Consider the following 25,163-nt stretch of genomic DNA (forward strand, 5'->3'; position numbering starts at 1 on the left):
TCCATGACCAAGACCCGACGGCCGCGCCCGGCCGTTCCCCGGTCCATAGCCGTCCCCCGGTGCACCGCCACGCCCAGCCCGGTCCGCCGGGCGGGCGCCGCCGCACTGGCGCTGACCGGCCTGCTCTCCGCCGCGGCCTGCTCCGGCTCGTCGTCCGGGAAGCAGGCCGCGGAGCCGGTGATCACCGCCGAGCCGGCCGCGCTCAGCCCGTCCTACGCCTCCCCGTCGGGCAGCACGTCCCCGAACGGCGTCGTGGCGCTCACCCCGGACGTCACCGCCAAGCTCGACGCGGCGGTCCAGCGGGTCCTGACCCAGACCGGTGTCCCCGGCATCAACGTCGGGATCATCACCCCCGGCGGGACGTACCTGAAGTCCTTCGGTGTCGCCGACAAGACCGCCGGAACGGCCATGGACCCCTCGCTACACCTGCGGATCGGCAGCGAGACCAAGACCTTCACGGCGACCGCCGTGCTGCGCCTGGTCGACCAGGGCAAGGTGGGCCTGGACGACCCGATCTCCAAGTACGTCGACGGCGTCCCCGGCGGCGACGGGATCACCGTGCGCGAGCTCGGCGAGATGCGCAGCGGGCTGTTCCCGTACAGCTCCGACCCGGACTTCGTGAACACCCTGATCAACGACCCGAACCACGTGTTCACCCCGGACCAGCTGCTCGCCTACGGGTACAAGCATCCGGCCGTCTCCCCGCCCGGCACGCAGTTCCAGTACAACAACAGCAACTACATCATCCTGGGCAAGCTGGTCGAGAAGCTCGGCGGGCAGCCGGCCGAGCAGTTCATCACGGACCAGGTGATCACGCCGGCCTCGCTGAGCCAGACCAGCTTTCCCTCGGGCACGTCCATCCCGTCCCCGTACGCGCACGGCTACACCGAGCAGACGCCGACCGGGGCGATCGCGGACGCCACGAACTGGGACCCGTCCTGGGCCTGGACGGCGGGCGCCATCGTCAGCACCGTGTCGGATCTGGAGAGTTGGGCGAAGACCCTGGCCACCGGCACGCTCGTGAAGCCGGCCACCCAGGTCGAGCGCCTCAAGGCCCTGCCGACCGGCGACGCCGGCGTCGGTTACGGCTTCGGGCTGTTCAAGAACAACGGGTGGATCGGGCACAACGGCTCGCTGCCGGGCTACGAGAGCGTCGCGGTGTACCTGCCGCAGGCGCAGAGCACGCTGGCGCTCCAGCTCAACACCGATGTGCTGTACCAGGGTTCGGAGCCGTCCTCGCTGTTCGCGAACGAGATCACCAAGATTCTCTCGCCGAAGTACGTGTACTCGATCCCGCCGTCGACGGCCGCGCCGTCGGCACCGGCGTCGACCTCGGCCTCCGGCTCGGCTTCGGGGTCGCCTTCGGGTTCGGCCTCGGGCTCCGCGTCGAGTTCGGCGTCCACCGGGATCTCGCCGTTGCTCCCGGCTGGCAACTCGCCCTCCACCGTACGGGCTTGAGCGCATCACCGAACGGTGCCCGACCCGTCGCGCGGGTCGGGCCCCGCTCTTGACGCACCTTCACATGCCCAGCACCCGGGCCAGGTCGTACGACACCGGCTCCTCCAGCTGGTCGTACGTGCAGCTCTCCGGCGTGCGGTCCGGGCGCCAGCGGCGGAACTGGGCGGTGTGCCGGAAGCGCGTGCCCTCCATGTGGTCGTACGCGACCTCGACCACCCGCTCCGGGCGCAGCGCCACCCACGAGAGGTCCTTGGTGCCGGTCCACCGGCTGACCGCCCCCGGCAGCCTGCCCTCCGCGTGCGCGGCCTCGTCGGCCCAGGCGCCCCACGGGTGTCCGGAGAGGTCCGTCATGCGCAGCGGCGCCAGTTCCTCGGCCAGTTCGCGGCGCCGGGCCATCGAGAAGGCGGCGCACACGCCGACGTGCTGGAGGCGGCCCCCGGCGTCGTTGATGCCGAGCAGCAGCGAGCCGACGACCGGGCCGCTCTTGTGCTCGCGGTAGCCGGCCACGACGCAGTCGGCGGTGCGCTCGTGCTTGATCTTGAACATGGTCCGCTCCCCCGGCCGGTAGGGCTGGTCCAGCGGCTTGGCCACCACGCCGTCCAGCCCCGCGCCCTCGTACTCGGCGAACCAGGTCTGCGCGAGGTCGCGGTCGGTCGAGGCGGGGGCGGTGAACACCGGGTCGGCGGCGCCGGCGAGCGCCGACTCCAGCGCCGCCCGGCGCGCCGACAGCGGCTCGTCCAGCAGCGACGCGTCGCCGAGCGCGAGCAGGTCGAACGCGACGAACGAGGCGGGCGTCCGCTCGGCCAGCAGCTTCACCCGGCTCGCGGCCGGGTGGATGCGCTCCAGCAGCTCCTCGAACCGCAGCCGCCCGTCCCGGGCGATCACCACCTCGCCGTCGACCACGCAGCGCTCCGGCAGCTCCCGCCGCAACGCCGCCACCAGTTCGGGGAAGTACCTGGTCAGCGGCTTGCCGGTGCGGCTGCCGAGCTCGACGTCCGCGCCGTCGCGGAACACGATCGTGCGGAAGCCGTCCCACTTGGCCTCGTACTGCATCCCCGGCGGGATCTTCGCCACCGACTTGGCGAGCATCGGCGCCACCGGCGGCATCACGGGCAGGTCCATGGGTCCGATCCTCGCGCGCGCCGCCAAAAGGCGCGCGGCGGGCGCGGCGCGCTTAGCGTGAGAGGCATGGGCTCAGCCGTGGAACTGGAGGTCGCCGGGCGCACCGTCCGCCTGTCGAACCCGGACAAGGTGTACTACCCGGAACGCGGGTTCACCAAGCTCGACGTCGCGCAGTACTACCTGGCCGTCGCCGACGGCGTGCTGCGCGGGCTGCGCGACCGGCCGACCACGCTCCAGCGCTTCCCGGACGGCGTCGAGGGCGAGTTCTTCTACCAGAAGCGCGCGCCCAAGGGCCTGCCCGAGTGGCTGCCCACCGCCCGCATCAACTTCCCCAGCGGGCGCTCCGCCGACGAGATCTGCCCCACCGAACCCGCCGCCGTCCTGTGGGCCGCGAACCTCGGCTGCCTCACCTTCCACCCCTGGCCGGTCCGCCGCGCCGACACCGACCACATCGACGAGCTGCGCATCGACCTCGACCCGCAGCCCGGCACCGACTTCCACGACGCCGTCCGCGCCGCCCACGAGCTGCGGGCGCTCCTGGAGGAGTACGGCCTGCGCGGCTGGCCCAAGTCCTCCGGCGGGCGCGGCCTGCACGTCTACGTCCCGCTCGCGCCGGAGTGGACGTTCACCGACGGCCGGCACGCGGTGATCGCGCTCGGCCGGGTGCTGGAGCAGCGCATGCCCGGGAAGGTCACCACCGCGTGGTGGAAGGAGGAGCGCGGCGAGCGCATCTTCGTCGACTACAACCAGATGGCCCGGGACCGCACCATCGCCTCCGCCTACTCCCTGCGCGCCCGCCCCCGCGCCACCGCCTCCGCCCCGCTGCGCTGGGACGAACTCGACGACGCCTCCCCCGAGGACTTCGACCTGCGCACCGTCCCCGCCCGCTTCGCCGAACTCGGCGACCTGAACGCCGGGATGGAGGGCGAGGCGTTCCGCCTGGAGGCGCTGCTGGAGCTGTACGACAAGCAGCTGCACGACGAGGGCCTCGGCGAACTCCCGTACCCGCCCGACCACCCGAAGGCCGAGGGCGAGCCGACGCGGGTCCAGCCGAGCCGGGCGAAGAAGAAATAGCGTGGTGCGACGCCGACCAAAGTGAAGTTGACGATCACTTTTGTTGACGATGCGTCGGCTAGCTTCCTTCCCAACAGAGTCCGTTGTTCACGGGCGGCACCCTTTCCGAGATTCTCGGATTGCTGTGACGCCCTCAGGAAGGAATTTCATGTCGATGCGTTACACGGCCCGAAAGGCGGCCGTCTGCATCCTCGCCGCCGGCGCAATTCTGGGCGCCTCTCCGGCATTCGCGCAGAATCACGAGTCCAACATCCGCGGGGCTTCCGCCTGGAGCAAGGGCGACAACGCCACCCTCTCGGTGAAGGACACGGAGGCGGACAAGCACGGCGTCTACGCGCGGTACTTCCGGCACAACAACGGCGGCGAGAAGCGGCTGAACAACTACGCCGGCGAGGGCACCACCACCACCAGTGCCAGCGATGCGAAGCACTACGTGACACAGCTCAAGGCATGCGTGGACATCCAGTGGGGAGCCGACCGGTGTGACGGCAGCTGGCAGCTGACCGAGGACTGAGCCAGGCATCAATCAATGGCAGTGGGATGGCGGAAGCCACCCCACTGCCATTGGCATGTGTCCCGTGGGAGATTTCGAGGAGGATGCGCCGATGGACATGGGAAGTAGCTTGGAAGCAGGAGAAGTTCTGGATGTGCGGGGGTTGTCGTATTCGATAGGCAGCCGGCAGCTCTTCCACGGCCTGGATCTCGAGGTGGGTTCCGGCGAGTCGGTGGTGGTGATGGGGCCGAGCGGGTCGGGCAAGAGCACACTGTTGTCCTGTGTCCTGGGACTGGTCAGGCCTGATGCCGGAACGGTGGCCGTTGCCGGAGCCGAGATGACTCTGCTCAAGGGCCGGGCACTGGCGAAGCACAGGCGCCGCAGTATCGGGATGGTCTTCCAGTTCGGCGAACTGCTGCCCGAACTCTCCCCCGCCGACAACGTGGCGCTGGCCGCGCTGCTCTCCGGCGTGCCCCGGCGCCAGGCGTACCAGACCGCCCATGATTTGTTGACCGAGCTCGGTGTGCCGTCGGTCGACCGTGCCGACCGGCTCTCGGGAGGGGAAAGGCAGCGGGCCGCAGTGGCGCGCTCCTTGATCAACGCGCCGGAGCTGTTGCTCGCCGATGAGCCCACCGGGGCGCTGGACGAGACGACTCGGGACAGGGTGGCCGACCTGTTGTTCGCCCAGCCGCGTGCCCGTGGGTGCGGGCTTCTGGTCGTCACCCACGACATGCGGATCGCCGATCGGGCCGATCGGGTCCTGCAGTTCCGTGACGGTGTGCTGGTCGCGGGCGCAGCTGCGGGCGGTGTGCTGTGAGGACGCGCGGGTTGCGAGGGCAGCTGCTGCGGATCGGCCTGGCTGCCGGCAGGCGCGCGGAGGCCGGGAAGGTGAGGTTCGTCGCGCTGCTGTGCGCCACGGTCGCCCTCGCGGCCGCCTTGCTGACCGCTGCGGCCACCTATGCCACGTACGAGGGCCGAGAAGCGCGTCAGACCGCCAGGGCCCCGGTCCTGGCCGACGACGACTCCGACCGGCCGGCCACCGCGCGCTGGGGCGCGGCATTCGATTCCGTCGGCGGAAGGCAGTTCTCGATCGTCTATCTGGAGCCGCTGGCCCCCGATGCGCCGCTGCCCCCCGGGTTGGCCCACTGGCCCGCCGCCGGAGAGGCGGCACTGTCTCCCGCGCTGCGCGCGGACGGGGCGTCGGAGGCGATCGCCGACCGGTACGGCACCGTGGTGGAGACCATCGGGGCCGAGGGTCTGGCCGTACCGGGAGAGCGGCTGGCCTACATCCGGCCGGCAGCCGGTCTCACACCGGATGCGCAGCGGATGGACCGCATCACCGGCTATGGACAGTCGACCTGGAACGACTTCTTCGGAGACCCGATCTTCATCGGCAAGCAGTGGCTGTTCCAGCTGGGTGTCGCCGGGCTCCTCGTCCTGCCCGCCCTGATGCTGACGGTCGTCGCCGTACGGTCCGGTGCCACCGCCCGGGACCGGCGCACCGCCGTGGTGTCCGCGCTCGGCGGCGCCCGTCGCGACACCGCCTGGATAGCCCTGGGCGAGGCAGCCGTGCCCCTTGCCGCAGGCGCGGCCGTCACCGCGGCGGCGCTGGCCGCTGCCATGGTGTCGGATCGGCGCATCCCGGTGGTCTCGTACCAGCTCGCCGCCACCGACCTGCGCGATCATGCCTGGCTCATGCTGTCGACCTGGCTCCTCGTCACCGCGGTGATGGTGGGAGCGGTGATGGTCACCGGCTCCGCGCGGCCTTCAGGGGCGGCGAGGCGGTCCAGGCGGGTACGGCCCACGACCGCCGGTTCCCGGCGATCCACCACCTGGTGTGCGGTGCTGTGCCCGGTGATGCTGCTGCTCGCGGTCCGCGGCCCGGACTACGTCGGCCCGCGCACGGCACTGGTCGGGTTGGTCCACTACACAGGTGTGATCGGCACACTGGCCACGCTGCCGGCCGTCGTCGGCCTCGGCACGGCTGCCGCAGGCCGGTGCCTGGCCCGCTGGGGGCGCCGGCTCGGCAGCCCCGGCACGCTGATCGCCGGCCGCCACATGGCGGTGCATCCGTCGGCCGCCACCCGCGTCGTCGCCGGAGTCGTGGTCGCGGTCGGCCTGCTCCTCCAGGTCCAGATGTGGTACACCGCCAGTTCCGCGCTCGCGGTCCAGGCCAAGGCCATCCACCGCCAGTTCGGCGACACCATGCTCCAGTTCCGCCCCACCAACACCCCCACCCAGGACCAGGTCTCGGCCTTCCGCGCGCAATTGCCCGCCAACGCATCACCGGTAGCGCTCACCGACCCGGGCGGCGACAGCCCCGCCGGACTGCTCATCCGCGGGAGCTGTGACGTCCTGATGTCCCTGGAACTGCCGTGCGCCGCAGACCCCGTCGACATTCCCCCGACGGCCGGCGATCGGCGAGCCCGCATGCTCCTCTCGTTCTACCGCGCTTCCGGCCGGACACCGCGTGCTCAGGCCGGGGAACCCGCCATCACCAACGCTGGCAGCACGATCGTCCTTGTGTCGACCGACGGCCGGGACCTTCCCGTCGCCCGAATCAAGAACGCCGCCTACCACAGCATTCCTCAAGGCGCGGAGGTCTCCAGCGTCGGAGGTGAATGGCTGGTCGGGACCAACGCCACCGGCGACCAGGCCCGGTGGATCATGCTCTTGGGAGCCGCAGCCATCGCAATCCTGGCCGCCGCCATCGGCATCAGCAGCCTGGCGGAATTCCTCCGCTTCGGTACCGTCCTGGCGCCGACCACCGTCCTATCCGGGACACCCGGTGTCTACGGCGTCGCCGCGGCCTGGAGCGTCCTGCTCCCCATGGCACTGGCCGGACTCGCCGGAGACGCCGTCGGTGCCTGGCTCGCTGCTTCCCTCCCCGTCGGGGGAGCCGAGCTGTCCACCAGCACCCTGGCCTACTGCGCCCTGGCCACCGTCGCTCTCGCCACCGTGCTCTGGGCATGGGGCACGGTCACCAGCGTGCGGCAGGCCCGTACCTGGACACCGGGCAAGGACTGACGGAGGGCCAGGGCCCGTCCACCCCGCTTCCGGTCCGGCCGAGGGCGAGCCGACGCGGGTCCAGCCGAGCCGGGCGAAGAAGACGTAGCGTGGCCCGCTAGGCTCGGCGCCATGGGAACACGGGGGCTGGCGGAGATTCTGGCGGACGCGGCGGGCGGGGTCTTCCCGCCGTCGGACGGAGCGGTGACGGTCGTCCCGCAGCCGTCGGAGCGTGAGGCGGGCGTGCTGTCGCTCTCCGCGCACGCGGTCGTCTTCACCGACGAGGACCCGGCCTGGGTGCACGGGACGCTCGCCGCCGTGCCGAGCGATCCGCTCGCCGCGCCGCTCTGCCCGCCGTTCCTCACCGCCTTCGCCGCGCGCACCGGGCGCGTGGTCAACAACATCGACCTGCTCACCGTCGCCACCCGCCTGCCCGGCCCGCCGCCGCTCCCGCTGGCCCCCGTCGAGGACCGGGAGCACCCGCGCGTCGTCCGCGCCCTGCGGTACCGCGAGGACGTCCGCGTGTTCACCGCCGAGGGCGGCGTGCTCGTCCTCGGCCGCGGCGTCGCCGGCCGCTGGGAGGCCGCCATCGAGGTCGACCCGCAGGCCCGCGGGCGCGGCCTCGGCCGGGCCCTGGCCACCGCCGCCCGACACCTGCTGCCCGAGGGCGACGTCCTGTGGGCGCAGCAGGCGCCCGGCAACGCGACCAGCGTCCGCGCGTTCCAGGCCGCCGGCTACAAGCCGGTCGGCGCCGAGACGCTGCTGGTGGTGGGGCGGCCGTGACGACCACCGTCCCGAACGACGTCCGCGCCCGGTTCGCCGTCCGCTTCGGGCCGTCGGCACAGGCCTGGTGCGACGCGCTCCCGGCGCTCGTGGACGGGCTCGCGGCCCGTTGGGGCCTCCGGGTGGGCGCGGCCGGCGGGGGCGGGACGGCCCGGGTGTTCCGCTGCACGGACGGCGCCGGCGCCACCGTGTGGCTCAAGCTCACCCCGGACCGCCGGGTCGCGGCCGAGGAGGAGGCGGCGCTGCGGGCCTGGGCGGGCCTGCCCTCCGTCGTCCGACTGCTCGCGCACGACGACGCGACGGGCGCACTGCTGCTCGCGGGCGTCGCCCCGGGGACGACACTGCGGCAGCGGGTGTGGCGGCCGGAGGAGGTCGCGGGTGTGCTGTCGGCGCTGCGGTCCGTCCCCGTCGACGGGGTTGCCCTGCCGTCGCTGGCCGAGCGGGTGGACTTCCTGTTCGACCTCACCGAGCGCCGTGCCCCCGGGGTCGTCCCGGCGTCGGCCCACGCGTTCGCCCTCGCGCTCGCGGCGGACGGCCCCGTCGCCATCGTCCACGGCGACCTGCACCCCGGCAACGTCCTCGACGGCCCGGACGGACCGGTCGCCATCGACCCGCGGGCGACGCTCGGCGACCCGGACTTCGACCTCCTCGACTGGGTGCTCGACGCCGTGGCGTCCCGCGCGGACCTCGACCGGCGCATCGCCGCCCTCTGCCCGCTCGTCCCCGGCTCCGACCCCGCCCGCGTCCTCGCCTGGTGCCGCGCGATCGCGCCGATCGTCGCCGGCCCGCGCATCGCCGCCGGGCGGGGCGGCGCGGACACGGCGTTCCTGGCGGAGCTGGGCGGCCTCAGAGGCCGGTGAACCCGAGGCCGATCCAGAGGGCGCCACAGATCATCAACAGCACCACCAGCAGCATCACCGCTATCGCGCCTGCGGCACCGACCCAGGTGCCGATGCCCCCGTCCTCGAATTCCTCCCTGGCCAGCCCGACTCCCACCAGCGCCAGCCCGACCGCCCCCGGCAGCAGCGCGAGCCCGATGAGCGTGAGCGTCCGGGCGGTCTCGGAGGCCGACACGCGGTGGCACTCGTCGCCCTCGCACACTGCCCGCACGGCCTGCCGCACCGGAGCGCCGGACCAGATCCGGGCCCGCTCGTTCGTCGTCCCGCCGCCGTCCGGCCGGAAGACGCCCCGACAATCCGAGGCCGGCGGCCCGTCCTCGTAGCGCGGGATCATGCACTTGTCGGCCGTGAACCGCCCCGACACCCCCACCAGCCCGGCCGCCTTCTCGAACTGCCCCACCGGCCCGCCCACCAGCCACCAGGCGAACCACAGCAACAACACCCCGACCGCCGGAGCGACCACCCGCCGAGCCACCATGCGCCCACCCCCGCCAAGGGGGACGCCGCGCGCGGGCCCCTGGTTGCCGTCACTCGATCGGGTGATACCCGCCCGGTCCGGGCACAAGCGGGCGTGCGCCCGTGTTCCTTGGCTTCGACGAGACCGAAAGGAGCACACCATGACCGACGCCGAGATCCGCCTTCCGGCCGAGGCCCACGATCGGCTCACCGCGATGGCGGCCACCGAGCGCCTGTCGCTGCGCGCTTACCTCGTTCGCCTGGCCGGGATGGCGCTCCCTCCGACGGGCGGTGGCGAGCAGGCCTGCACGGCCCTCGCGGCCCTCAAGGCGTGGAACGGTTACGACCCGAGCCCCGAGCAGGCCGAGGCGTTGGACGCCGAGCTCGGCCGGCGCGTCGCCGAGGCGGTGACCGGGTGACCGGGTGACCGGGTGGGTCGGTGACGAGAGCCGCGTGCGGTCGCCGACGACGCCGCCATAGCGACCGCGCGCCGGGGAAGCCCTGGCTTCCCGCCGCGCCCGCTCCGGACCGCCCGGCCGGCGGCGTCAGTGCAGCCGGGCGCCGGCCGGGGCCAGGTCGGTGATGGTGCGGACGGCTTCGGCGATCTGGGCGTCCGTCAGGTCGCCGCGGGCGGTGAGGCGCAGGCGGGAGATGCCGTCCGGGACGGACGGGGGGCGGAAGCAGCCGACGGCGAGGCCGGCGCGGCGGCAGTCGGCGGCCCAGGCGACGGCGGCCTCGGGGCCGGGGGCGCGGACGGAGACCACGGCGGCGTCCGGTTCGCAGGCGTGCAGGCCGGCGGCGGTGAGGCGGGCGGCGAGGGTGCGGGCGACCTCGCGGGTGCGGTCGGCGCGGTGGGGTTCGGCGCGCAGGAGGCGCAGGGCGGCGAGGGCCGCGCCGGCGGCGGCGGGGGCGAGGCCGGTGTCGAAGATGAAGGTGCGGGCCGTCTCGGTCAGGTGGCGGATGACGCGGCGCGGACCGAGGACTGCGCCGCCCTGGGAGCCGAGGGACTTGGAGAGCGTCACCGTCGCGACGGTGTCGGGCTGCCCGGCGAGGCCGGCCGCGGCGAGGGCGCCGCGGCCGCCGGGGCCGAGGACGCCGAGCCCGTGGGCGTCGTCGACGAGCAGCGCGGCGCCGTGGGCGCGGGCGGCGGCGGAGAGGGCGGGCAGCGGGGCGGCGTCGCCGTCCACCGAGAAGACGGAGTCGGTGACGACCAGCGCCCGCCGCTGCGTGCGCTCGCCGAGCGCCCGGCGGACGGCGTCCGGGTCGCTGTGGGGGGCGCGGTGGACGTCGGCGCGCGCGAGGCGGCAGCCGTCGATGAGGGAGGCGTGGTTGTAGGCGTCGGACACGATGACGGTGTCCGGGTCGGTGAGCGCGGTGAGCGCGGCGAGGTTGGCGGTGTACCCGGAGGAGAAGACCAGCGCGGCCTCCACCCCGCAGAACGCGGCCAGTTCCTCCTCCAGTTCGGTGTGCAGCGCCGTCGTGCCCGTCACCAGCCGCGACCCCGTCGACCCGCCGCCCCACCGCAGCGCCGCGTCCGCCGCCGCCCGGGTCACCACCGGGTGCCGGGTGAGCCCGAGGTAGTCGTTCCCCGCGAGGTCCAGCAGCCCGTCCTCGGCCTCCCGGCTGCGCAGCGTCCGCGTCAGCCCGGCGTCGGCGCGCAGCGCGGCGGCCTCGTCCAGCCAGTCGAAGACCCCGGCCGGATCGAAGACCCCGGCCTGGTCTGCGGCGGTCGAGTGCGATTCGGGGGCGTCGGACGCGAGGGGGTGAGCCATGCCCGGCACTCTGGCACGCGCCCCGACGACCGGGCAATGTGCGACTCGGCACATGATCGGCGCCCGCGGTTGTACGCGCCCCGCAGGACGTCCGGCGCGCCGATCGTGCGCCCACCGTGCCGTCGTGAGGGGGCGGGCTTTGCCCGGGGTGGCGGCCAGCAGGCAAGATAGCCGGGTGAGCCTCCTAGATCTGATGCCGAAGCCCGCCACGCCCGATGCGCTGTTCGAGACGTTCGCAGCCTGGGCGGAGGAGCGTGGGATCACGCTGTACCCGGCGCAGGAGGAGGCGCTGATCGAGTTGGTGTCGGGGAACAACGTCATCCTCGCGACGCCGACCGGGTCGGGGAAGAGCCTGGTCGCGGCGGGGGCGCACTTCGCCGCGCTGGCGGAGGGGCAGCGGACGTTCTACACCGCCCCGATCAAGGCGCTGGTGTCGGAGAAGTTCTTCGACCTGGTGAAGATGTTCGGCACCGAGCAGGTCGGCATGATGACCGGCGACGCGAGCGTGAACCCGACCGCGCCGATCATCTGCTGCACGGCCGAAGTGCTGGCGCAGATCGCGCTGCGCGACGGTACCCGGGCGGACATCGGGCAGGTCGTGATGGACGAGTTCCACTTCTACGCGGAGCCGGACCGCGGGTGGGCGTGGCAGATCCCGCTGCTGGAGCTGCCGCAGGCGCAGTTCCTGCTGATGTCGGCGACGCTCGGCGACGTGCGCCGGTTCGAGGAGGACCTGACCCGGCGCACCGGGCGGCCCACGACCGTGGTGCGCAACGCGACGCGTCCGGTGCCGCTGTTCTACGAGTACCGCCGCACGACGATGCACGACACACTGGAGGAGCTGCTGAAGACCGGCCAGGCGCCGGTCTACGTCGTGCACTTCACGCAGAAGGAGGCGGTGGAGCGGGCGCAGTCGCTGATGAGCATCAACATGTGCTCGAAGGCGGAGAAGGACGCCATCGCCGACCTGATCGGCAACTTCCGCTTCACCACCAAGTTCGGCCGCAACCTGTCGCGGTTCGTGCGGCACGGCATCGGCGTGCACCACGCGGGCATGCTGCCCAAGTACCGCCGGCTGGTCGAGCGCCTGGCGCAGGCGGGTCTGCTGAAGGTCATCTGCGGCACGGACACGCTCGGCGTCGGCGTCAACGTGCCGATCCGCACGGTGCTGTTCACCGCGCTGTCGAAGTACGACGGCACCCGGGTGCGGATCCTGCGCGCCCGCGAGTTCCACCAGATCGCCGGGCGGGCCGGGCGGGCCGGGTTCGACACGGTCGGCCAGGTGGTGGCGCAGGCGCCCGAGCACGTGATCGAGAACGACAAGGCGATCGCGAAGGCCGGGGACGACCCGAAGAAGAAGCGCAAGGTCGTCCGGAAGAAGGCCCCGGAGGGCTTCGTCGGCTGGACCGAGGAGACCTTCGAGAAGCTGATCGCCGCCGACCCGGAGCCGCTGGTGTCGCGGTTCAAGGTGAGCCACGCGATGCTGCTGTCGGTGATCGGCCGCCCGGGCAACGCCTTCGAGGCGATGCGCAAGCTGCTGACCGACAACCACGAGGAGAAGGCGGCGCAGCGCCGGCACATCCGCACCACCATCGCGATCTACCGCTCGCTGCTGGAGGGCGGCGTGGTCGAGCGGCTGCCGGAGCCGGACGCCGAGGGCCGGATCGTGCGCCTGACCCTGGACCTCCAGGAGAACTTCGCGCTCAACCAGCCGCTGTCCACCTTCGCGCTGGCCTCCTTCGAGCTGCTCGACCCGGCCTCGCCGTCGTACGCGATGGACGTGATCTCCGTCGTGGAGGCCACGCTGGACGACCCGCGCCAGATCCTCGCCTCGCAGCAGAACAAGGCGCGCGGCGAGGCCGTCGGCGAGATGAAGCGCGACGGGATCGAGTACGAGGAGCGCATGGAGCGGCTCCAGGAGATCACGTACCCGAAGCCGCTGGAGGAGCTGCTCACCCACGCCTACGAGGTCTACCGCCGGGCGCACCCGTGGATCGGCGACCACCAGCTGGCGCCGAAGTCCGTGGTCCGCGACCTGTACGAGCGGGCGATGACGTTCTCGGACTACGTCGGCCACTACGAGCTGGCCCGCACCGAGGGCATCGTGCTGCGCTACCTGGCGGGCGCCTACAAGGCGCTGGAGCAGACCGTCCCCGAGGACGTGAAGACCGACGACCTCAAGGACGTCATCGCGTGGCTCGGCGAGCTGGTCCGCCAGGTCGACTCCAGCCTGCTCGACGAGTGGGAGCAGCTCGCCAACCCGACCGAGGCGGCCACCGCCGAGGTGACGCTGGAGGACAAGGCGGCGCCGGTCACCGCCAACGCGCGGGCCTTCCGGGTGCTGGTGCGCAACGAGCTGTTCCGCCGCGTGGAGCTGTGCGCACTGGAGCACTGGGCCGAACTCGGCGAGCTGGACGGCGAGTACGGCTGGAACGCGGACCGCTGGGCGGACGCCATGGACGGGTACTGGGACGAGTACGACGACCTCGGCACCGGCCCGGACGCGCGCGGCCCGAAGATGCTGATCATCGAGGAGGAGGACTCCGCCTGGCGGGTCCGCCAGATCTTCGACGATCCGGCGGGCGACCACGACTGGGGGATCAGCGCGGAGGTCGACCTGTACGGCTCGGACGAGGAGGGCCGCGCCGTGGTGCGCGTGACCGCGGTGGACCGGCTGGGCGGCTGACGATCGGCCGACGGCCCGTCAAGACGTGAAGGAGGGGGCCCGCTTGAGCAAGCGGGCCCCCTCCGGCGTACTGCGGTGGCGGGCCGGGACGTGTCCTTCGGATCACCCGGGCTGATGCGGAAGACGCGCCCTACATCCAGACGAACTGCGCGCCCGCCGTGTACGACACGGCGCGCGTCGCCTCGTCGAGGACCTGCTCGGGAGTGGGCGCCGGGGTCCCGGACGCCGACGGGCTCGCCGCGGGCGCGGAGCCGGGCACGGTGCCGGGCGTCGCGGACGGCGCGTGGGCGTCGGCGGGCAGGCGGGAGCTGGTCACCGTCACGTAGTGCCCGACCGCCTCGACCCGCGGCTCGGTGCCGGGCTTGGCGGCAGCGGCGGCCGGGGAGTTGTCCACGTCGGCGTTGGGGAGGATGAAGGCCAGCGCACCGGGCTTGGCGCGCAGCGCCTCCGCGGCCCGGCCGGCGGCGGCCTGGTCGGCGAAGCGCAGGATGGTGACGCTGCTGAGCACCGGCTTGTCCTGGCCGGTGACGCTGACGGTCAGGTAGGCCTGGCAGCCGCTGTCCTTGAGCAGGTCCTGGGCGCGGTCCTGCTGCGCCTCGACGCAGTTCTCGCCGCGCCGCGCGCCGTTGCGCTTGCCCTTGTAGGCGCCGAGCTCGATCAGCCGCTGGGACGGGAAGTACGTCTCGACGTTGAGGGCCTCGGGGTCGGTGGGCGGCGGCGGGGCGCCGACGACCGGCGGGGTCCTGGCCGCGTCCTTGGCGGACGGGCCGAGCCCGGGTATGTAGTCGCCGGGATTGGGCCGGGTGATGATCCAGCCGCCGGCCACGACCACGCCCACGACCGCCGTCCAGCCGATCAGCCGCCGGGCGGACGGCCGCCTGCCCCGGTACGCGCCGGCGCCCCCGCCGAACCGCTGCCCTGCCTGGCCCGTCTGGCCGTCTCCCGGAGTCGGGGTGCGCTCCCCCTGCGTGGTCATGGCGCAGATTCTAAGCAACGGCCGGGTGGCCCAGATCACGGGGTCGGCGCTTGTGGATCATCGCTCGCTACTGCCGGGTAACAGCCCGCCACGCACTGCGTTCGGCGGCGAACCAGCCGCTCGCGGGCCGTCCGGGCGGCCGTGTCACCGCCGACGTGACTCGCGTCACTACCGTGAGCTCCGACACTGTGACAACTCGCACATCCTCCCGCCGATCTTCTGGTGGGTTTGCTCTGGCGTCGGCCGAACACCAACAGGCAGGATCAGGCCCATGGATCTGCTCGATACCCTCACCGCCAAGGGCCTGCGCGGCGAAGTCCCGACCCGCGAGGAGGCGCTGGCCGTCCTCGCCACCACCGACGACGAGCTGCTGGACGTCGTCGCCGCCGCCGGCAAGGTCCGCCGCAGGTGGTTCGGCCGCCGGGTGAAGCTCAACTACCTGGTGAACCTCAAGAGCGGGCTCTGCCCGGAGGACTGCAGTTACTGCTCGCAGCGGCTGGGCTCCAAGGCCGAGATCCTCAAGTACACCTGGCTCAAGCCGGAGCAGGCCGCGGACGCGGCGCGCGCCGGCGTGGCGGGCGGCGCCAAGCGCGTCTGCCTGGTGGCCAGCGGCCGCGGCCCGACGGACCGCGACATCGACCGCGTCACCGACACCATGGCCGCCATCAAGGACGCCGACCCCGAGGTCGAGATCTGCGTCTGCCTGGGCCTGCTCTCCGACAACCAGGCGGAGCGGCTGAAGGCGGCCGGCGCGGACGCCTACAACCACAACCTCAACACCTCCGAGAGCACCTACGGCGACATCGCCACCACCCACACCTACGCGGACCGCGTGGACACCGTGCAGAAGGCGCACGGCGCCGGGCTCTCCGCCTGCTCGGGCCTCATCGCGGGCATGGGCGAGAGCGACGAGGACCTGGTCGACGTCGTGTTCGCGCTGCGCGAGCTGGGCTCGGACTCCGTCCCGGTCAACTTCCTCATCCCGTTCGAGGGCACGCCGCTCGCCCAGGAGTGGAACCTCACCCCGCAGCGCTGCCTGCGCATCCTCGCGATGGTGCGCTTCGTCAACCCGGACACCGAGGTGCGGATCGCCGGCGGGCGCGAGGTGCACCTGCGCTCGATGCAGCCGCTCGGCCTGCACGTCGCCAACTCCATCTTCCTCGGCGACTACCTGACCAGCGAGGGGCAGGCCGGGCAGACCGACCTCGACATGATCAAGGACGCGGGCTTCGAGGTCGAGGGCGCGGGCGAGGCCACCCTGCCGCGCCACCGGGCCGACATCGCCGCCGCCTCGGGCTGCGGCTCGACGGCCTCCGGCTGCGGCACGAGCGCCGCCGCCCCCACCGCCTCCGGCTGCGGTTCGGCCGCGTCGGCCTGCGGCAGCGGCGGCGGCTGCGGCCCGTGCGGCGGGCACGGCCACGCGGAGCCCGCCCCGGCCGCTGCTGTCGCGAGCGACGCCGCCGAGTCCACGGACGGACTGCGCAGCGACCTGGTCAAGGTCCGCCGCCGCGGCGCCGGCACCGAACTCGCGCCCAACGCCTGACGGTTCGGCCGCCACCGGGGCCGCGCGGCCGCCGCGCGGCCGTCCGGCCGGCACCGGACCCACGCTCCACGCCCGACAGTCCAGGAGAACCCCCGTCATGTCGTCCCAGCTGTCCCCGGACACGCTGCTCTCGCTCGACCGCGCCCACGTCTGGCACCCGTACGGCCCGATGCCCGGCACCGCCACCCCGTTCGTGGTGGAGTCCGCCTCCGGCGTCCGGCTGCGGCTCGCCGAACCGGTCGCGGGCGGGCGGCGGGAGCTCGTCGACGGCATGTCGTCCTGGTGGGCGGCCGTCCACGGGTACCGGCACCCGGTGCTCGACGAGGCCGTCCGGGACCAGCTGGGGCGGATGAGCCACGTGATGTTCGGCGGGCTCACCCACGAGCCCGCCGTCCGGCTCGCGGCCCGGCTGGTGGAGATCACGCCCGAGCCGCTGCAGCACGTCTTCCTCGCCGACTCCGGATCGGTCTCGGTCGAGGTCGCGATGAAGATGTGCCTCCAGTACTGGCGCTCCACCGGTCGCCCCGAGAAGCGCCGGCTGCTGACCTGGCGCGGCGGCTACCACGGCGACACCTTCCACCCGATGTCCGTGTGCGACCCCGACGGCGGCATGCACCACCTGTGGGGCGGGGTGCTGCCCGGGCAGCTCTTCGCGCCGCAGCCGCCCGCCGGGTTCGACGAGCCGCTCGACCCCGCGTACGCACGGGAGTTCGAGGCGCTGATGGAGCGGCACGCGGACGAGCTCGCCGCCGTCATCGTCGAGCCGGTCGTCCAGGGCGCGGGCGGGATGCGCTTCCACTCCCCCGCCTACCTGCGGATGCTGCGCGAGCTGTGCGACCGGCACGGCGTGCTGCTCGTCTTCGACGAGATCGCGACCGGGTTCGGCCGCAGCGGCGCCCTGTTCGCCGCCGACCACGCGGGCGTCTCCCCCGACGTCATGTGCCTGGGCAAGGCCATCACCGGCGGGTACCTGACGCTGGCCGCCGCGCTCTGCACGGGCGAGGTCGCGGACGGGATCAGCCGCGGCGAGGTGCCGGTGCTGGCCCACGGGCCGACGTTCATGGGCAACCCGCTGGCCTGCGCGGTCGCCAACGCCTCCATCGACCTGCTGCTCGGGCAGGACTGGGAGACCGAGGTGAAGCGCATCGGCAACGGCCTGCGGGACGGGCTCGCGGCCGCCGCCGACGTACCCGGCGTGCACGACGTGCGCGTCCAGGGCGCCATCGGGGTGGTGCAGTTGGACCACCCGGTCGACGTCGCCGCCGCCACCGAGGCCGCCGCCCGCGAGGGCGTCTGGCTGCGCCCCTTCCGGGACCTGATCTACACCATGCCCCCCTACGTGACGCAGGACGAGGACGTGGCCCGCATCGCGGCCGCCGTAACCGCCGCGGCGGTGGCGGGATGAGCGCGAGTCGCCGCGGCGGTGGCGGGACGAGCGCAGGTCGCCGCGGCGGTGGCGGGACGAGCGCGCGGATCGTGTTCGTCACCGGGACGAACACCGACGTCGGCAAGACGATCGCCACGGCGGCCGTCGCGTCGGCGGCCCTGCGCGGCGGCCTGCGGGTCGCCGTGCTCAAGCCCGGACAGACCGGCGTCGCGCCCGGCGAGCCCGGGGACGCGGCCGAAGTCCGGCGCCTGGCGGGCGATCTGACGATCCGTGAGCTCGTGCGCTACCCCGAGCCGCTGGCCCCCGACACGGCGGCCCGCCGGGCCGGGATGCCGCGCCTGGCCCCGGAGGACGTCGTCGCCACCGTCCGCGAGCTGGCGGCGGAGCACGACCTCGTCCTGGTCGAGGGCGCGGGCGGCCTGCTGGTGCGCTACGACGACGAGGGCCGGACGCTCGCCGACCAGGCCAGGGCCGTGCTGGAGGCCGGACTGCCCGCCGAGGTGCTGCTCATCGCGTCGGCCGGACTCGGCACCCTCAACATCGTCGCCCTGACGGCGGAGGCCCTCGCGGCGCGCGGACTTCCGCTCGCGGGCGTCGTCGTCGGCTCCTGGCCCGCCGCGCCCGGCCTCGCCGAACGCTGCAACCTCGCCGACCTGCCGCGCTCGGCCGGCGCCCCGCTCCTCGGCGCGCTCCCCGAACGCGCCGGCGCCGCCGCCGACTTCGCCGCGCTGGCCCTCGCCTCGCTGGCCCCGGAACTGGGCGGTACGTGGGATGCGGAGCACTTCGCCGAGGCCCACCGGCCGGAATGAGCCGGGCTTCGCTCGAAGGTGTGATGTCGGCCCCCGAACCGTGTGCGGGCCGGTTCGGCTCAATACCGTTCTCCTCATGACAGACGGGCTGACGGTAGACGAGGCTCTCCGAGCCTTGGCCGCCCTGGAGGCGGCGTGGAAGGACGACGACGAGGCCCTGTCCGCCCTCTCCGCGGGCGGGCCGGACGAGCAGACCCTCCCGGCACTGGTGGCCGCGTACGGCGAGCACGCGATGGACACGCTCATGGCGCTCGCCTTCGGCCTGCGCTCGACGATGAGCGACGAGGAGATCGCCGAGCTGTCGGACGCCGTGAGCGCCAACATCGGCGCCCGGATGAGCGCACTGCTCACCCGGGCGCTGAAGGTGTGGGGTGCGGTGGCCCCGCCGGACGACCTGGTCGTGACGAAGGCCATCGCCCACGTGGTGATCGACGCGATGCGGGCGGTCACGGAGGACCCGAACAAGACCGAGGTCCTGCCGCTGCTCGCGACCTTCCGCTCGTACGCGCTCAACAACCCCTGACCGCCGCCGGGGCGGGGTGCCCGTGCCGCGTCCGGCGGTGTGACGGCCCCTACCGGTCGGCGGGCAGGTCGAACCCGAGCGCGGCCAGCGCCTCCTCGGCGGCCTCCCGGTCCTGCTCGTGGCTGCCGCCGGAGACACCGAGGCCTCCGACGCACCGGCCGTCCGCGAGGACCGGGTAGCCGCCGCCCACCGCCATCAGCCGCGGGTGCCCGGCCAGCGGCGTGACCTGCGGATCGGCCAGGTAGCCGTTCCACGCGTGGGTGGGGATCCCGAACGAAGCCGCCGTCCACGCCTTGTCGACGGCCACCTCGGCGGTGAGGAAGGGCGCCCCGTCGGCGCGGTCGAAGGCCTTCAGGTGCCCGCCCGGGTCGACGACGGCGACGGCCGCCGGGAAGCCGATCCGGTCGGCGGCCGCGCGCACGGCCGCGATCAGCTCGGCGGCGGCGGTCCGGCTCACCGCCTGGGCGGGCGTGGTGTTCGCGGACGTGTCGGTCCTCACGAGGCCGCTCCTTCGGTGACGGTCAGGACGATCTTGCCGCGGGTGCGGCCGGTCTCGCCGAAGGTGTGGGCCGCGCCGGCCTCTTCCAGCGGGAAGGTCTTCGCCACCTCGACGGCGACCTCGCCGGCGTCGATCAGGCCGGCGATCGCGGTCAGCGCCGTACCGTCCGGCTCGACCAGGAACGGGGTCACGCGCACGCCGGCCGCCTCGGCCGCGGCGGCCAGCTCCGGGGAGACGCCGGCCGGGATGGTGACCAGCAGGCCGCCGGGGCGCAGGACCTTCAGCGACCGGGTGCTGCTGTCGTCGTGGGCGTCGCCCACCAGCTCGATGACGACGTCGACGTCGGCGACGACCTCCTCGAAGCGGGTCGTGGTGTAGTCGACGGTCTCGTCCGCGCCGAGCTCCTTGAGCCAGGGGTGGCGGGCGGCGCTCGCGGTGGCGATCACGTGGGCGCCCAGGTGCCGGGCGAACTGGACGGCGAAGTGACCGACGCCCCCGGCGGCGGCGGTGATCAGGACCCGCTGCCCGGCCTGGACGTGGGCGGTGTCGACGACGGCCTGCCAGGCCGTCAGCGCGGCCAGCGGCACGGCGGCGGCGTGCACGTGGTCGAGGGCGGCGGGCTTGCGGGCGAACTGCCGGGCCGGGGCGGTCACGTACTCGGAGTAGCCGCCCGCGAGGCGGGGGAACCACGGCATGCCGTAGACCTCGTCACCGGGCTTCAACGTGGTCACGCCGAAACCGACCTCCTCGACCACGCCGGACACGTCCCAGCCGAGGGTGAACGGGCCCTCGCCCAGCAGGCCGGCCATGCCCGAACCGGCACGGGTCTTCCAGTCCACCGGGTTGACCCCGGCGGCGTGCACCCGCACCAGCACCTCGGTGGGCAGCGGCACCGGGCGCGGCACCCGCTCGACCCGCAGCACCTCCGGGCCGCCGAAGCCGTTCTGGACCATCGCGCGCATCGTGTCCGTGGACATGTGTCATCTCCTGCGAAAGGCGCTTCCGGAGAGGCTCTCGCGGGCCTCCCCCTGACGTCGGCGACGCTATCCGCAGGGATGTGGTTACCTTCAAGGGACACTACTTCCTTTTGGAAAGCATCCTGCTGAGGAGAGTAAGAAGCATGGCGACCAGCTGCCCCAGCGGCCAGCACGACCACCACGACGTCTACACCGCCCAGTGCCCCTGCCGCCCCCTGCTCGATCTGCTGGCCAACAAGTGGTCCGCGCTCGCCATCGGCGCCCTGGAGGAGGGCCCGCAGCGCTTCGGCGCGCTCCAGCGCCGGCTCGGCGGCATCAGCCCGAAGGTGCTGACCCAGACGCTGCGCCGCCTGGAGGACTTCGGCATCCTCGACCGCACCGTCTACCCGGCGGTCCCGCTGCACGTCGAATACTCCCTCACCGAGCTCGGGCGCAGCGCCGCCGTCCCGCTGAACCACCTGCGCAGCTGGGTGGAGCAGAACCTGGACCAGGCGGCCCGTACGGAACCGGTCGCGGAGGCCTTCACGAGGTGAGCGAGGTGAGTGAGATGAGTGGGATGAGTGGGGTGAGCGAGAAGTCGGGCCCGCCGACTTCCGGTGTTCCGCGGGAGTACGCTGCTGCCTCGCGAACCCTCAGAGCGGTGACCACGGCAACCGGACCGGGCCGCCACCGCGTCCGAGGGGCAGGACCGGCAGAAGGACACGGGGGAGACGGCTCATGGGAATGCGGCGACCTGACCGGGCGGACGACGAACGGGCGGTGGCGCGGCGGCAGTTGCTGACGTGGGCGGCGACGGGCGCCGCCGTGCTCGGGACCGGCGGCGCGCTGGCCGGGTGCAGCAGTTCCGGGTCCGCGAGCGCCGACAGCGCCAACGGGGACTCGCCGAACGACTCCTTCTCCCCCGCCGCGCCGACCGACCCGCCCGCCGTCCCCGGGCTGCCGGTGCCGTCGGCCACCCCCGTCGGGGTGCGCAGCAAGCCGGTCTTCAAGGTCCACGACCTGCTGCCCACCGCGCCGTCCAACGCCGTAGCCCTGACCATCGACGACGGCCCGAGCCGGCTCTACACCCCGCAGGTGCTGCAGCTGCTGCGCAAGTACGACATCCGCGCCACGTTCTCCGTGGTCGGCAGCGAGGCGCACGCCAACAAGGACGTCATCCGGCAGATCGCCGCGGACGGCCACGTGCTGGCCAACCACACCATGACGCACCCCCAGCCGTTCTCGCACCGCAGCGCCGCGCAGATCCGGCAGCAGCTCACCGACACGCAGTCCGTCGTCGTCGACGCCGGGGCCCCGGTGCCGACGCTGTTCCGCTCGCCCGGCGGCGACTGGTCCCCGACGGTCTTCCAGGAGGCCGCGCGCCTCGGCCTGACCCCGATCGACTGGGACGTCGACCCGCGGGACTGGGCCCGGCCCGGCGTCAACAAGATCACCGAGAAGCTGCTGGCCGCCAAGCCCGGCGACATCCTGCTCTGCCACGACGGCGGCGGCGACCGCTCGCAGACCCTCGACGCCCTGCGCTCGGTGCTGCCGGCGCTCAAGGCCAAGGGCTACGCCTTCGTGACGCTTTGATCGGCGGACCGCCCGTCACCCGCCGGGCCGCGCTGCTCGGCGGGGCCGCCGCCGTCCTCGCCGGGTGCTCGGACGGGGGCGGGCCGACGGGGTCGCTGCGGCTGGCGAGCGGGCCCGAGGGCGGGCCGTACAACGCCTTCGGACGCTCCTTCGCCGACGCCGTGGCGGCCGGCCGCCGGCGGCTGTCCGTCACCCCCGTGAGCACCGCGGCCAGCGTGGACAACCTGCGGCGGCTCGACGGCGGGTCCGTCGACCTCGCGCTCGCCACCGCGGACGCCGCCGAGGACGCGGTGCTCGGCCGCGACACCTTCGCCCGGCCGCTCGCCGTGACGGCGCTCGCGCGGGTCTACGTCAACTACATCCACCTCATCGCGCCCGCCGACGGGCCGGTGCACGAGCTCGCCGACCTCGCCGGGCGGCGCGTCGCGACCGGTGCGGCGGGCTCCGGGCTCCAGGTGACGGCCAAGCGGCTGCTCCAGCAGGCCGCGCTCACCGGCGGCGCCGCGCCGGTGCAGGAGGAGACGCTCGGGCTGGCCGAGTCGCTGGCGGCGCTGCGGGCGGGCGAGGTGGACGCGGTGTTCTGGTCCGGCGGTGTGCCGACGCCCGCCGTGGCCGGGCTCTCGGCGCAGCTGCCGGTGCGGTTCGTGCCGCTGGACGACGTCGCCGGGACGCTGCGCGAGCGGTACGGCCCCGTGTACTCGGCGGTCACGCTCCCGGCCGGGGCGTACGGCCTGCGGAGCCCGATCGGCACCGTCGGAGTCGGCAACTACCTGACGGCCCGCCCGGGTGTGCCGGAGGACGCCGTGCGCGAGCTGCTGCGGATCCTGTTCGACCGGTGGGCCACGCTGCTGCGCGCCGTGACGGCGGGGGCCCGGCTGGAGCCCCGGTTCGCCGTCTCCACCGGGGCGGTGCCGCTGCACCCGGGGGCGGCGGCGTACTACCGGTCGGTCTACGGCTGAGCTTTCCGTCCAGCGATTCCAAGATCCCGGACAGAGCCGAGCCGAGGCGTTCAGCGCCGGGGTACCGGAACCCGGCCCGGGCTCTGCCCGTCCGCCCCCGGGAGCCGGAGCTCGACGGTCAGTCCGTGCGGGCTCGTCGGCGCGACGGTCAGGGTGCCCCCGCAGGCCCGCGCCAGCTCGTCCGCGATGGCCAGGCCGAGGCCGGTGCCGGGGACGTTCTGGTGCTCGGGCGCTCGGCTGAATCTCCGTAGCAGCAGCGGGAGTTGCCCGGCTTCCACGCCGGGTCCCGTGTCGGCCACCCGGACGACGACCGTGCCGTCTCCGTCGGGCGCGGCCTCGGCCGTGACGTGGATCCGCTCCCCCTCCGGGACGAACTTGCCCGCGTTGTCCAGCAGCGCGTCCAGCACCCGTCCGGCCGCGTCGGGCAGCGCGAGGGCGCGCAGGCCGGGGGTGACGTCCGCCGTCAGCTCCTGGCCGCCGGCGCGGAACACGGGCGCCCAGGCGGCCACCCGGTCGCGGACGGCCGCCGACACGTCGTGTTCCGCGAGCGGCTCGGACGCGGACTCCATCCTCGCCAACGCCAGCAGCCCGTCCAGGAGTTCGGCCAGCCGGTCGGCCTCGTCCAGGGCCAGGGCGTGCGCGGCGAGGCCGGGGCCGGGCGGTACGTGCGGTTCGGCGTTCTCCAGTTGCAGGACCAAGGTGGCCAGCGGGTTGCGGAGTTGGTGGGAGGCGTCGGCGACGAAGTCGCGCTGGCGGCGCAGCGCGTCGGCGACGGCCTGCGCCATGCCGTTGAAGTGCCGCCGCAGCCTGCGCAGTTCCGGCGGGCCGCCGTCCGACACCGCCCGCGCCTCCAGCCGTCCGTCCGCCAACCGGGCCACCGCGCGGTCGAGTTCGTCGACGGGCCGCAGCAGCCAGCGGGCCAGCCCCGCCGCGACGAGGGCGGCGGCAACGAACGCGGTGACGGCGCCCGCGGCGATGAGCGCCCACCGGACGAGGACGTCGTGGCGCGCGGCGGCGGTGGGGACGGTCAACAGGACGGCGCCGTTGACGCGTTCGTCCTGGCCCACGGGTTCGGCGAGGAGGACGGTGTCCGGCCCCCAGGGGAGGATGGTGGGCAGCATCTCGGTGGAGCGGCCGGTGAGGGCCCGGCTGCGGGCGTCCTCCGCGATGGCGTCCGTGGGGGTAGCCCCGGCCCGGCCGAGGACCCCGCCGGAGGGGTCGACGACGGTCACTGCAGCGCCGTAGAGCTCGGCGTAGCGGGTGAGTTCGGCGGTGAGTTCGCGGCGGTCGGCGTCGGTGCGGATCCGGTTGGCGAGGTCGGCGAAGCGGACGGCGTCGGCGCGGCGCTGGAGGAGGAGGTGTTCCGTCCGGCCGCGGGCGTAGGAGTCGGCCAGGGGCAGCGAGAGGAGCAGCACGGCGGTCCCGATGAGCGCGGTCAGGACGGCCAGCAGGCGGCGCCTCATCCGGTACCGCGCTCCCGCCCCAGGTCGCCGAGCTGGTAGCCGTACCCGCGGATCGTGCGGACGAGTCCGGCGCGCCCGGTCTTGGCGCGGATCCCGGCGACGTGGACGTCGAGGGAGCGCGAGGAGCCGAGGAACGCGTCGCCCCAGATGCGGTCGAGGATCTCCTCGCGCGAGCGGACGTCGCCGGGCTGCGCGGCGAGCAGTGCGAGGACGTCGAACTCGCGCCGGGTGAGCCGGACTTCGGCGCCGCCGACGGTGACCGTCCGGCCGGCGAGGTCGACCGCGACGTCGCCGGTGCGCACCTGCCGTCCGTCGCCGGGGCCGGGTCCGGTGCCGTCCGGGGGCGCGGGCCGTCCGAGCCGGCGGCGCACGGTGTCGACGCGGGCGATGAGTTCGGCCATCCGGAACGGCTTGATCACGTAGTCGTCGGCCCCCGCCCGCAGCCCCTGGACGATGTCGCGCTCCTCGCTGCGGGCGGTGACGACGATCAGCGGCACCTGGCAGACCGTGCGCAGCTTGCGCAGCAGGTCGAGGCCGTCCAGGTCGGGCAGGCCGAGGTCGAGCAGGACGAACCCGGCCTCCCGCACGTGCCGCAGCGCCTCGGCGGCGCGCACCACCCGGCGCACGGTGTGGCCGCGGCGGGCGAGGGCGGTGGCGAGGGCCTGGGCCATGCGGTCGTCGTCCTCGACGAGAAGCACGTGCACGC

24 protein-coding genes are annotated in these 25,163 nt (G+C 73.8%); 16 read left to right on the plus strand and 8 right to left on the minus strand.

Annotated elements, in window-relative coordinates:
• Positions 1-3 precede the first annotated feature (3 nt).
• Positions 4-1,458: a serine hydrolase domain-containing protein gene (locus ACFXDE_RS12910; RefSeq protein WP_380493628.1), complete on the plus strand. Its 1,455-nt coding sequence runs from the start codon at positions 4-6 to the stop codon at positions 1,456-1,458.
• 60 nt (positions 1,459-1,518) lie between these two features.
• Here ACFXDE_RS12910 and ACFXDE_RS12915 read toward each other — a convergent pair whose 3' ends face one another.
• On the minus strand, positions 1,519-2,580 hold the full coding sequence (locus tag ACFXDE_RS12915) for an ATP-dependent DNA ligase (protein WP_380493630.1): 1,062 nt from the start codon (positions 2,578-2,580) through the stop codon (positions 1,519-1,521).
• A 66-nt stretch (positions 2,581-2,646) separates the two neighbouring features.
• On the opposite strand from ACFXDE_RS12915, the gene ligD reads away from it, so the two are divergent.
• From ligD to ACFXDE_RS12945, 6 genes are all read left to right on the plus strand, one after another.
• Positions 2,647-3,654 carry a non-homologous end-joining DNA ligase gene (gene ligD / locus ACFXDE_RS12920; RefSeq protein WP_380493632.1) on the plus strand — a complete coding sequence of 336 codons (1,008 nt, stop codon included), beginning with the start codon at positions 2,647-2,649 and terminating at the stop codon, positions 3,652-3,654.
• 148 nt (positions 3,655-3,802) lie between these two features.
• Positions 3,803-4,168 carry a hypothetical protein gene (locus tag ACFXDE_RS12925; protein ID WP_380493634.1) on the plus strand — a complete coding sequence of 122 codons (366 nt, stop codon included), beginning with the start codon at positions 3,803-3,805 and terminating at the stop codon, positions 4,166-4,168.
• Positions 4,169-4,265: 97 nt separating this feature from the next.
• Positions 4,266-4,964: an ABC transporter ATP-binding protein gene (locus ACFXDE_RS12930; protein ID WP_380493724.1), complete on the plus strand. Its 699-nt coding sequence runs from the start codon at positions 4,266-4,268 to the stop codon at positions 4,962-4,964.
• 11 nt (positions 4,965-4,975) lie between these two features.
• Complete coding sequence (locus ACFXDE_RS12935) at positions 4,976-7,174, plus strand: ABC transporter permease (protein WP_380493636.1); 2,199 nt, start codon at positions 4,976-4,978, stop codon at positions 7,172-7,174.
• A gap of 111 nt (positions 7,175-7,285) precedes the next feature.
• Positions 7,286-7,936 carry a GNAT family N-acetyltransferase gene (locus ACFXDE_RS12940; protein WP_380493638.1) on the plus strand — a complete coding sequence of 217 codons (651 nt, stop codon included), beginning with the start codon at positions 7,286-7,288 and terminating at the stop codon, positions 7,934-7,936.
• A complete protein-coding gene (locus tag ACFXDE_RS12945; RefSeq protein WP_380493640.1) occupies positions 7,933-8,796 on the plus strand; it encodes an aminoglycoside phosphotransferase family protein in 864 nt (287 codons plus the stop codon). Before ACFXDE_RS12940 ends, ACFXDE_RS12945 begins: the two co-directional genes overlap by 4 nt.
• On the opposite strand, the gene ACFXDE_RS12950 is transcribed toward ACFXDE_RS12945, so the two are convergent.
• On the minus strand, positions 8,783-9,313 hold the full coding sequence (locus ACFXDE_RS12950; RefSeq protein ID WP_380493642.1) for a hypothetical protein: 531 nt from the start codon (positions 9,311-9,313) through the stop codon (positions 8,783-8,785). The two genes, ACFXDE_RS12945 and ACFXDE_RS12950, sit on opposite strands and share 14 nt — an antisense overlap.
• Positions 9,314-9,452: 139 nt before the next feature.
• Between ACFXDE_RS12950 and ACFXDE_RS12955 the strand changes: the two genes are divergently transcribed.
• Positions 9,453-9,710 carry a hypothetical protein gene (locus ACFXDE_RS12955; protein WP_380493644.1) on the plus strand — a complete coding sequence of 86 codons (258 nt, stop codon included), beginning with the start codon at positions 9,453-9,455 and terminating at the stop codon, positions 9,708-9,710.
• Between the two features lie 126 nt (positions 9,711-9,836).
• Here the strand turns inward: ACFXDE_RS12955 and ACFXDE_RS12960 are convergent, their stop codons facing one another.
• Positions 9,837-11,063, minus strand: coding sequence for an 8-amino-7-oxononanoate synthase (locus tag ACFXDE_RS12960; protein ID WP_380493646.1), 1,227 nt, complete (start codon positions 11,061-11,063; stop codon positions 9,837-9,839).
• Positions 11,064-11,256: 193 nt separating this feature from the next.
• On the opposite strand from ACFXDE_RS12960, the gene ACFXDE_RS12965 reads away from it, so the two are divergent.
• Positions 11,257-13,749, plus strand: coding sequence for a DEAD/DEAH box helicase (locus ACFXDE_RS12965; RefSeq protein WP_380493648.1), 2,493 nt, complete (start codon positions 11,257-11,259; stop codon positions 13,747-13,749).
• Between the two features lie 130 nt (positions 13,750-13,879).
• Here the strand turns inward: ACFXDE_RS12965 and ACFXDE_RS12970 are convergent, their stop codons facing one another.
• Positions 13,880-14,725 carry a hypothetical protein gene (locus ACFXDE_RS12970; protein ID WP_380445837.1) on the minus strand — a complete coding sequence of 282 codons (846 nt, stop codon included), beginning with the start codon at positions 14,723-14,725 and terminating at the stop codon, positions 13,880-13,882.
• Positions 14,726-14,996: 271 nt separating this feature from the next.
• On the opposite strand from ACFXDE_RS12970, the gene bioB reads away from it, so the two are divergent.
• The 4 genes from bioB to ACFXDE_RS12990 all read left to right on the plus strand — a co-directional run bounded on the left by bioB (position 14,997) and on the right by ACFXDE_RS12990 (position 18,987).
• Complete coding sequence (gene bioB / locus ACFXDE_RS12975; protein ID WP_380493650.1) at positions 14,997-16,268, plus strand: biotin synthase BioB; 1,272 nt, start codon at positions 14,997-14,999, stop codon at positions 16,266-16,268.
• 97 nt (positions 16,269-16,365) lie between these two features.
• Positions 16,366-17,673: an adenosylmethionine--8-amino-7-oxononanoate transaminase gene (locus ACFXDE_RS12980; protein WP_380493652.1), complete on the plus strand. Its 1,308-nt coding sequence runs from the start codon at positions 16,366-16,368 to the stop codon at positions 17,671-17,673.
• A complete protein-coding gene (bioD, locus tag ACFXDE_RS12985; protein WP_380493654.1) occupies positions 17,670-18,464 on the plus strand; it encodes a dethiobiotin synthase in 795 nt (264 codons plus the stop codon). The genes ACFXDE_RS12980 and bioD overlap by 4 nt, the downstream gene beginning before the upstream one ends.
• 76 nt (positions 18,465-18,540) lie before the next feature.
• Complete coding sequence (locus ACFXDE_RS12990; protein WP_380445841.1) at positions 18,541-18,987, plus strand: hypothetical protein; 447 nt, start codon at positions 18,541-18,543, stop codon at positions 18,985-18,987.
• A gap of 49 nt (positions 18,988-19,036) precedes the next feature.
• Here the strand turns inward: ACFXDE_RS12990 and ACFXDE_RS12995 are convergent, their stop codons facing one another.
• Together ACFXDE_RS12995 and ACFXDE_RS13000 are read right to left on the minus strand one after the other, a co-directional pair.
• Complete coding sequence (locus ACFXDE_RS12995; RefSeq protein WP_380493656.1) at positions 19,037-19,486, minus strand: heme-binding protein; 450 nt, start codon at positions 19,484-19,486, stop codon at positions 19,037-19,039.
• Entirely contained in the window at positions 19,483-20,463 is a 981-nt protein-coding gene (locus ACFXDE_RS13000; protein ID WP_380445843.1) for an NADP-dependent oxidoreductase, read from the minus strand. The genes ACFXDE_RS12995 and ACFXDE_RS13000 overlap by 4 nt, the downstream gene beginning before the upstream one ends.
• A 143-nt stretch (positions 20,464-20,606) precedes the next feature.
• Here ACFXDE_RS13000 and ACFXDE_RS13005 point away from each other — a divergent pair, with 143 nt between their 5' ends.
• From ACFXDE_RS13005 to ACFXDE_RS13015, 3 genes are all read left to right on the plus strand, one after another.
• Positions 20,607-20,996, plus strand: coding sequence for a winged helix-turn-helix transcriptional regulator (locus ACFXDE_RS13005; RefSeq protein WP_380445844.1), 390 nt, complete (start codon positions 20,607-20,609; stop codon positions 20,994-20,996).
• Between the two features lie 184 nt (positions 20,997-21,180).
• The gene (locus ACFXDE_RS13010; RefSeq protein ID WP_380493659.1) at positions 21,181-22,035 is read left to right on the plus strand and encodes a polysaccharide deacetylase family protein; all 855 of its coding nucleotides are present in this window, start codon (positions 21,181-21,183) and stop codon (positions 22,033-22,035) included.
• Positions 22,032-22,994 carry a TAXI family TRAP transporter solute-binding subunit gene (locus ACFXDE_RS13015; protein WP_380493661.1) on the plus strand — a complete coding sequence of 321 codons (963 nt, stop codon included), beginning with the start codon at positions 22,032-22,034 and terminating at the stop codon, positions 22,992-22,994. Before ACFXDE_RS13010 ends, ACFXDE_RS13015 begins: the two co-directional genes overlap by 4 nt.
• 50 nt (positions 22,995-23,044) lie before the next feature.
• Here the strand turns inward: ACFXDE_RS13015 and ACFXDE_RS13020 are convergent, their stop codons facing one another.
• Positions 23,045-24,457: an ATP-binding protein gene (locus ACFXDE_RS13020; RefSeq protein ID WP_380493663.1), complete on the minus strand. Its 1,413-nt coding sequence runs from the start codon at positions 24,455-24,457 to the stop codon at positions 23,045-23,047.
• Positions 24,454-25,161 carry a response regulator transcription factor gene (locus ACFXDE_RS13025; protein ID WP_380493665.1) on the minus strand — a complete coding sequence of 236 codons (708 nt, stop codon included), beginning with the start codon at positions 25,159-25,161 and terminating at the stop codon, positions 24,454-24,456. Before ACFXDE_RS13025 ends, ACFXDE_RS13020 begins: the two co-directional genes overlap by 4 nt.
• Positions 25,162-25,163 lie beyond the last annotated feature (2 nt).

It is taken from the genome of Kitasatospora sp. NPDC059408, from assembly GCF_042751525.1.
Taxonomy (GTDB): Bacteria; Actinomycetota; Actinomycetes; order Streptomycetales; family Streptomycetaceae; genus Kitasatospora.

Coding starts and splice junctions, on each gene's coding strand:
- ACFXDE_RS12955 (WP_380493644.1), top strand. CDS start 9,453: ATGACCGACGCCGAGATCCGCCTTCCGGCCGAGGCCCACGATCGGCTC.
- bioB (WP_380493650.1), top strand. CDS start 14,997: ATGGATCTGCTCGATACCCTCACCGCCAAGGGCCTGCGCGGCGAAGTC.
- bioD (WP_380493654.1), top strand. CDS start 17,670: ATGAGCGCGAGTCGCCGCGGCGGTGGCGGGACGAGCGCAGGTCGCCGC.
- ACFXDE_RS13005 (WP_380445844.1), top strand. CDS start 20,607: ATGGCGACCAGCTGCCCCAGCGGCCAGCACGACCACCACGACGTCTAC.
- ACFXDE_RS12990 (WP_380445841.1), top strand. CDS start 18,541: ATGACAGACGGGCTGACGGTAGACGAGGCTCTCCGAGCCTTGGCCGCC.
- ACFXDE_RS13020 (WP_380493663.1), bottom strand. CDS start 24,457: ATGAGGCGCCGCCTGCTGGCCGTCCTGACCGCGCTCATCGGGACCGCC.
- ACFXDE_RS13000 (WP_380445843.1), bottom strand. CDS start 20,463: ATGTCCACGGACACGATGCGCGCGATGGTCCAGAACGGCTTCGGCGGC.
- ACFXDE_RS12965 (WP_380493648.1), top strand. CDS start 11,257: ATGCCGAAGCCCGCCACGCCCGATGCGCTGTTCGAGACGTTCGCAGCC.
- ACFXDE_RS12940 (WP_380493638.1), top strand. CDS start 7,286: ATGGGAACACGGGGGCTGGCGGAGATTCTGGCGGACGCGGCGGGCGGG.
- ACFXDE_RS12980 (WP_380493652.1), top strand. CDS start 16,366: ATGTCGTCCCAGCTGTCCCCGGACACGCTGCTCTCGCTCGACCGCGCC.
- ACFXDE_RS12970 (WP_380445837.1), bottom strand. CDS start 14,725: ATGACCACGCAGGGGGAGCGCACCCCGACTCCGGGAGACGGCCAGACG.
- ACFXDE_RS12960 (WP_380493646.1), bottom strand. CDS start 11,063: ATGGCTCACCCCCTCGCGTCCGACGCCCCCGAATCGCACTCGACCGCC.
- ACFXDE_RS12915 (WP_380493630.1), bottom strand. CDS start 2,580: ATGGACCTGCCCGTGATGCCGCCGGTGGCGCCGATGCTCGCCAAGTCG.
- ACFXDE_RS12930 (WP_380493724.1), top strand. CDS start 4,266: ATGGGAAGTAGCTTGGAAGCAGGAGAAGTTCTGGATGTGCGGGGGTTG.
- ACFXDE_RS12950 (WP_380493642.1), bottom strand. CDS start 9,313: ATGGTGGCTCGGCGGGTGGTCGCTCCGGCGGTCGGGGTGTTGTTGCTG.
- ACFXDE_RS13010 (WP_380493659.1), top strand. CDS start 21,181: ATGGGAATGCGGCGACCTGACCGGGCGGACGACGAACGGGCGGTGGCG.
- ligD (WP_380493632.1), top strand. CDS start 2,647: ATGGGCTCAGCCGTGGAACTGGAGGTCGCCGGGCGCACCGTCCGCCTG.
- ACFXDE_RS12910 (WP_380493628.1), top strand. CDS start 4: ATGACCAAGACCCGACGGCCGCGCCCGGCCGTTCCCCGGTCCATAGCC.
- ACFXDE_RS12925 (WP_380493634.1), top strand. CDS start 3,803: ATGTCGATGCGTTACACGGCCCGAAAGGCGGCCGTCTGCATCCTCGCC.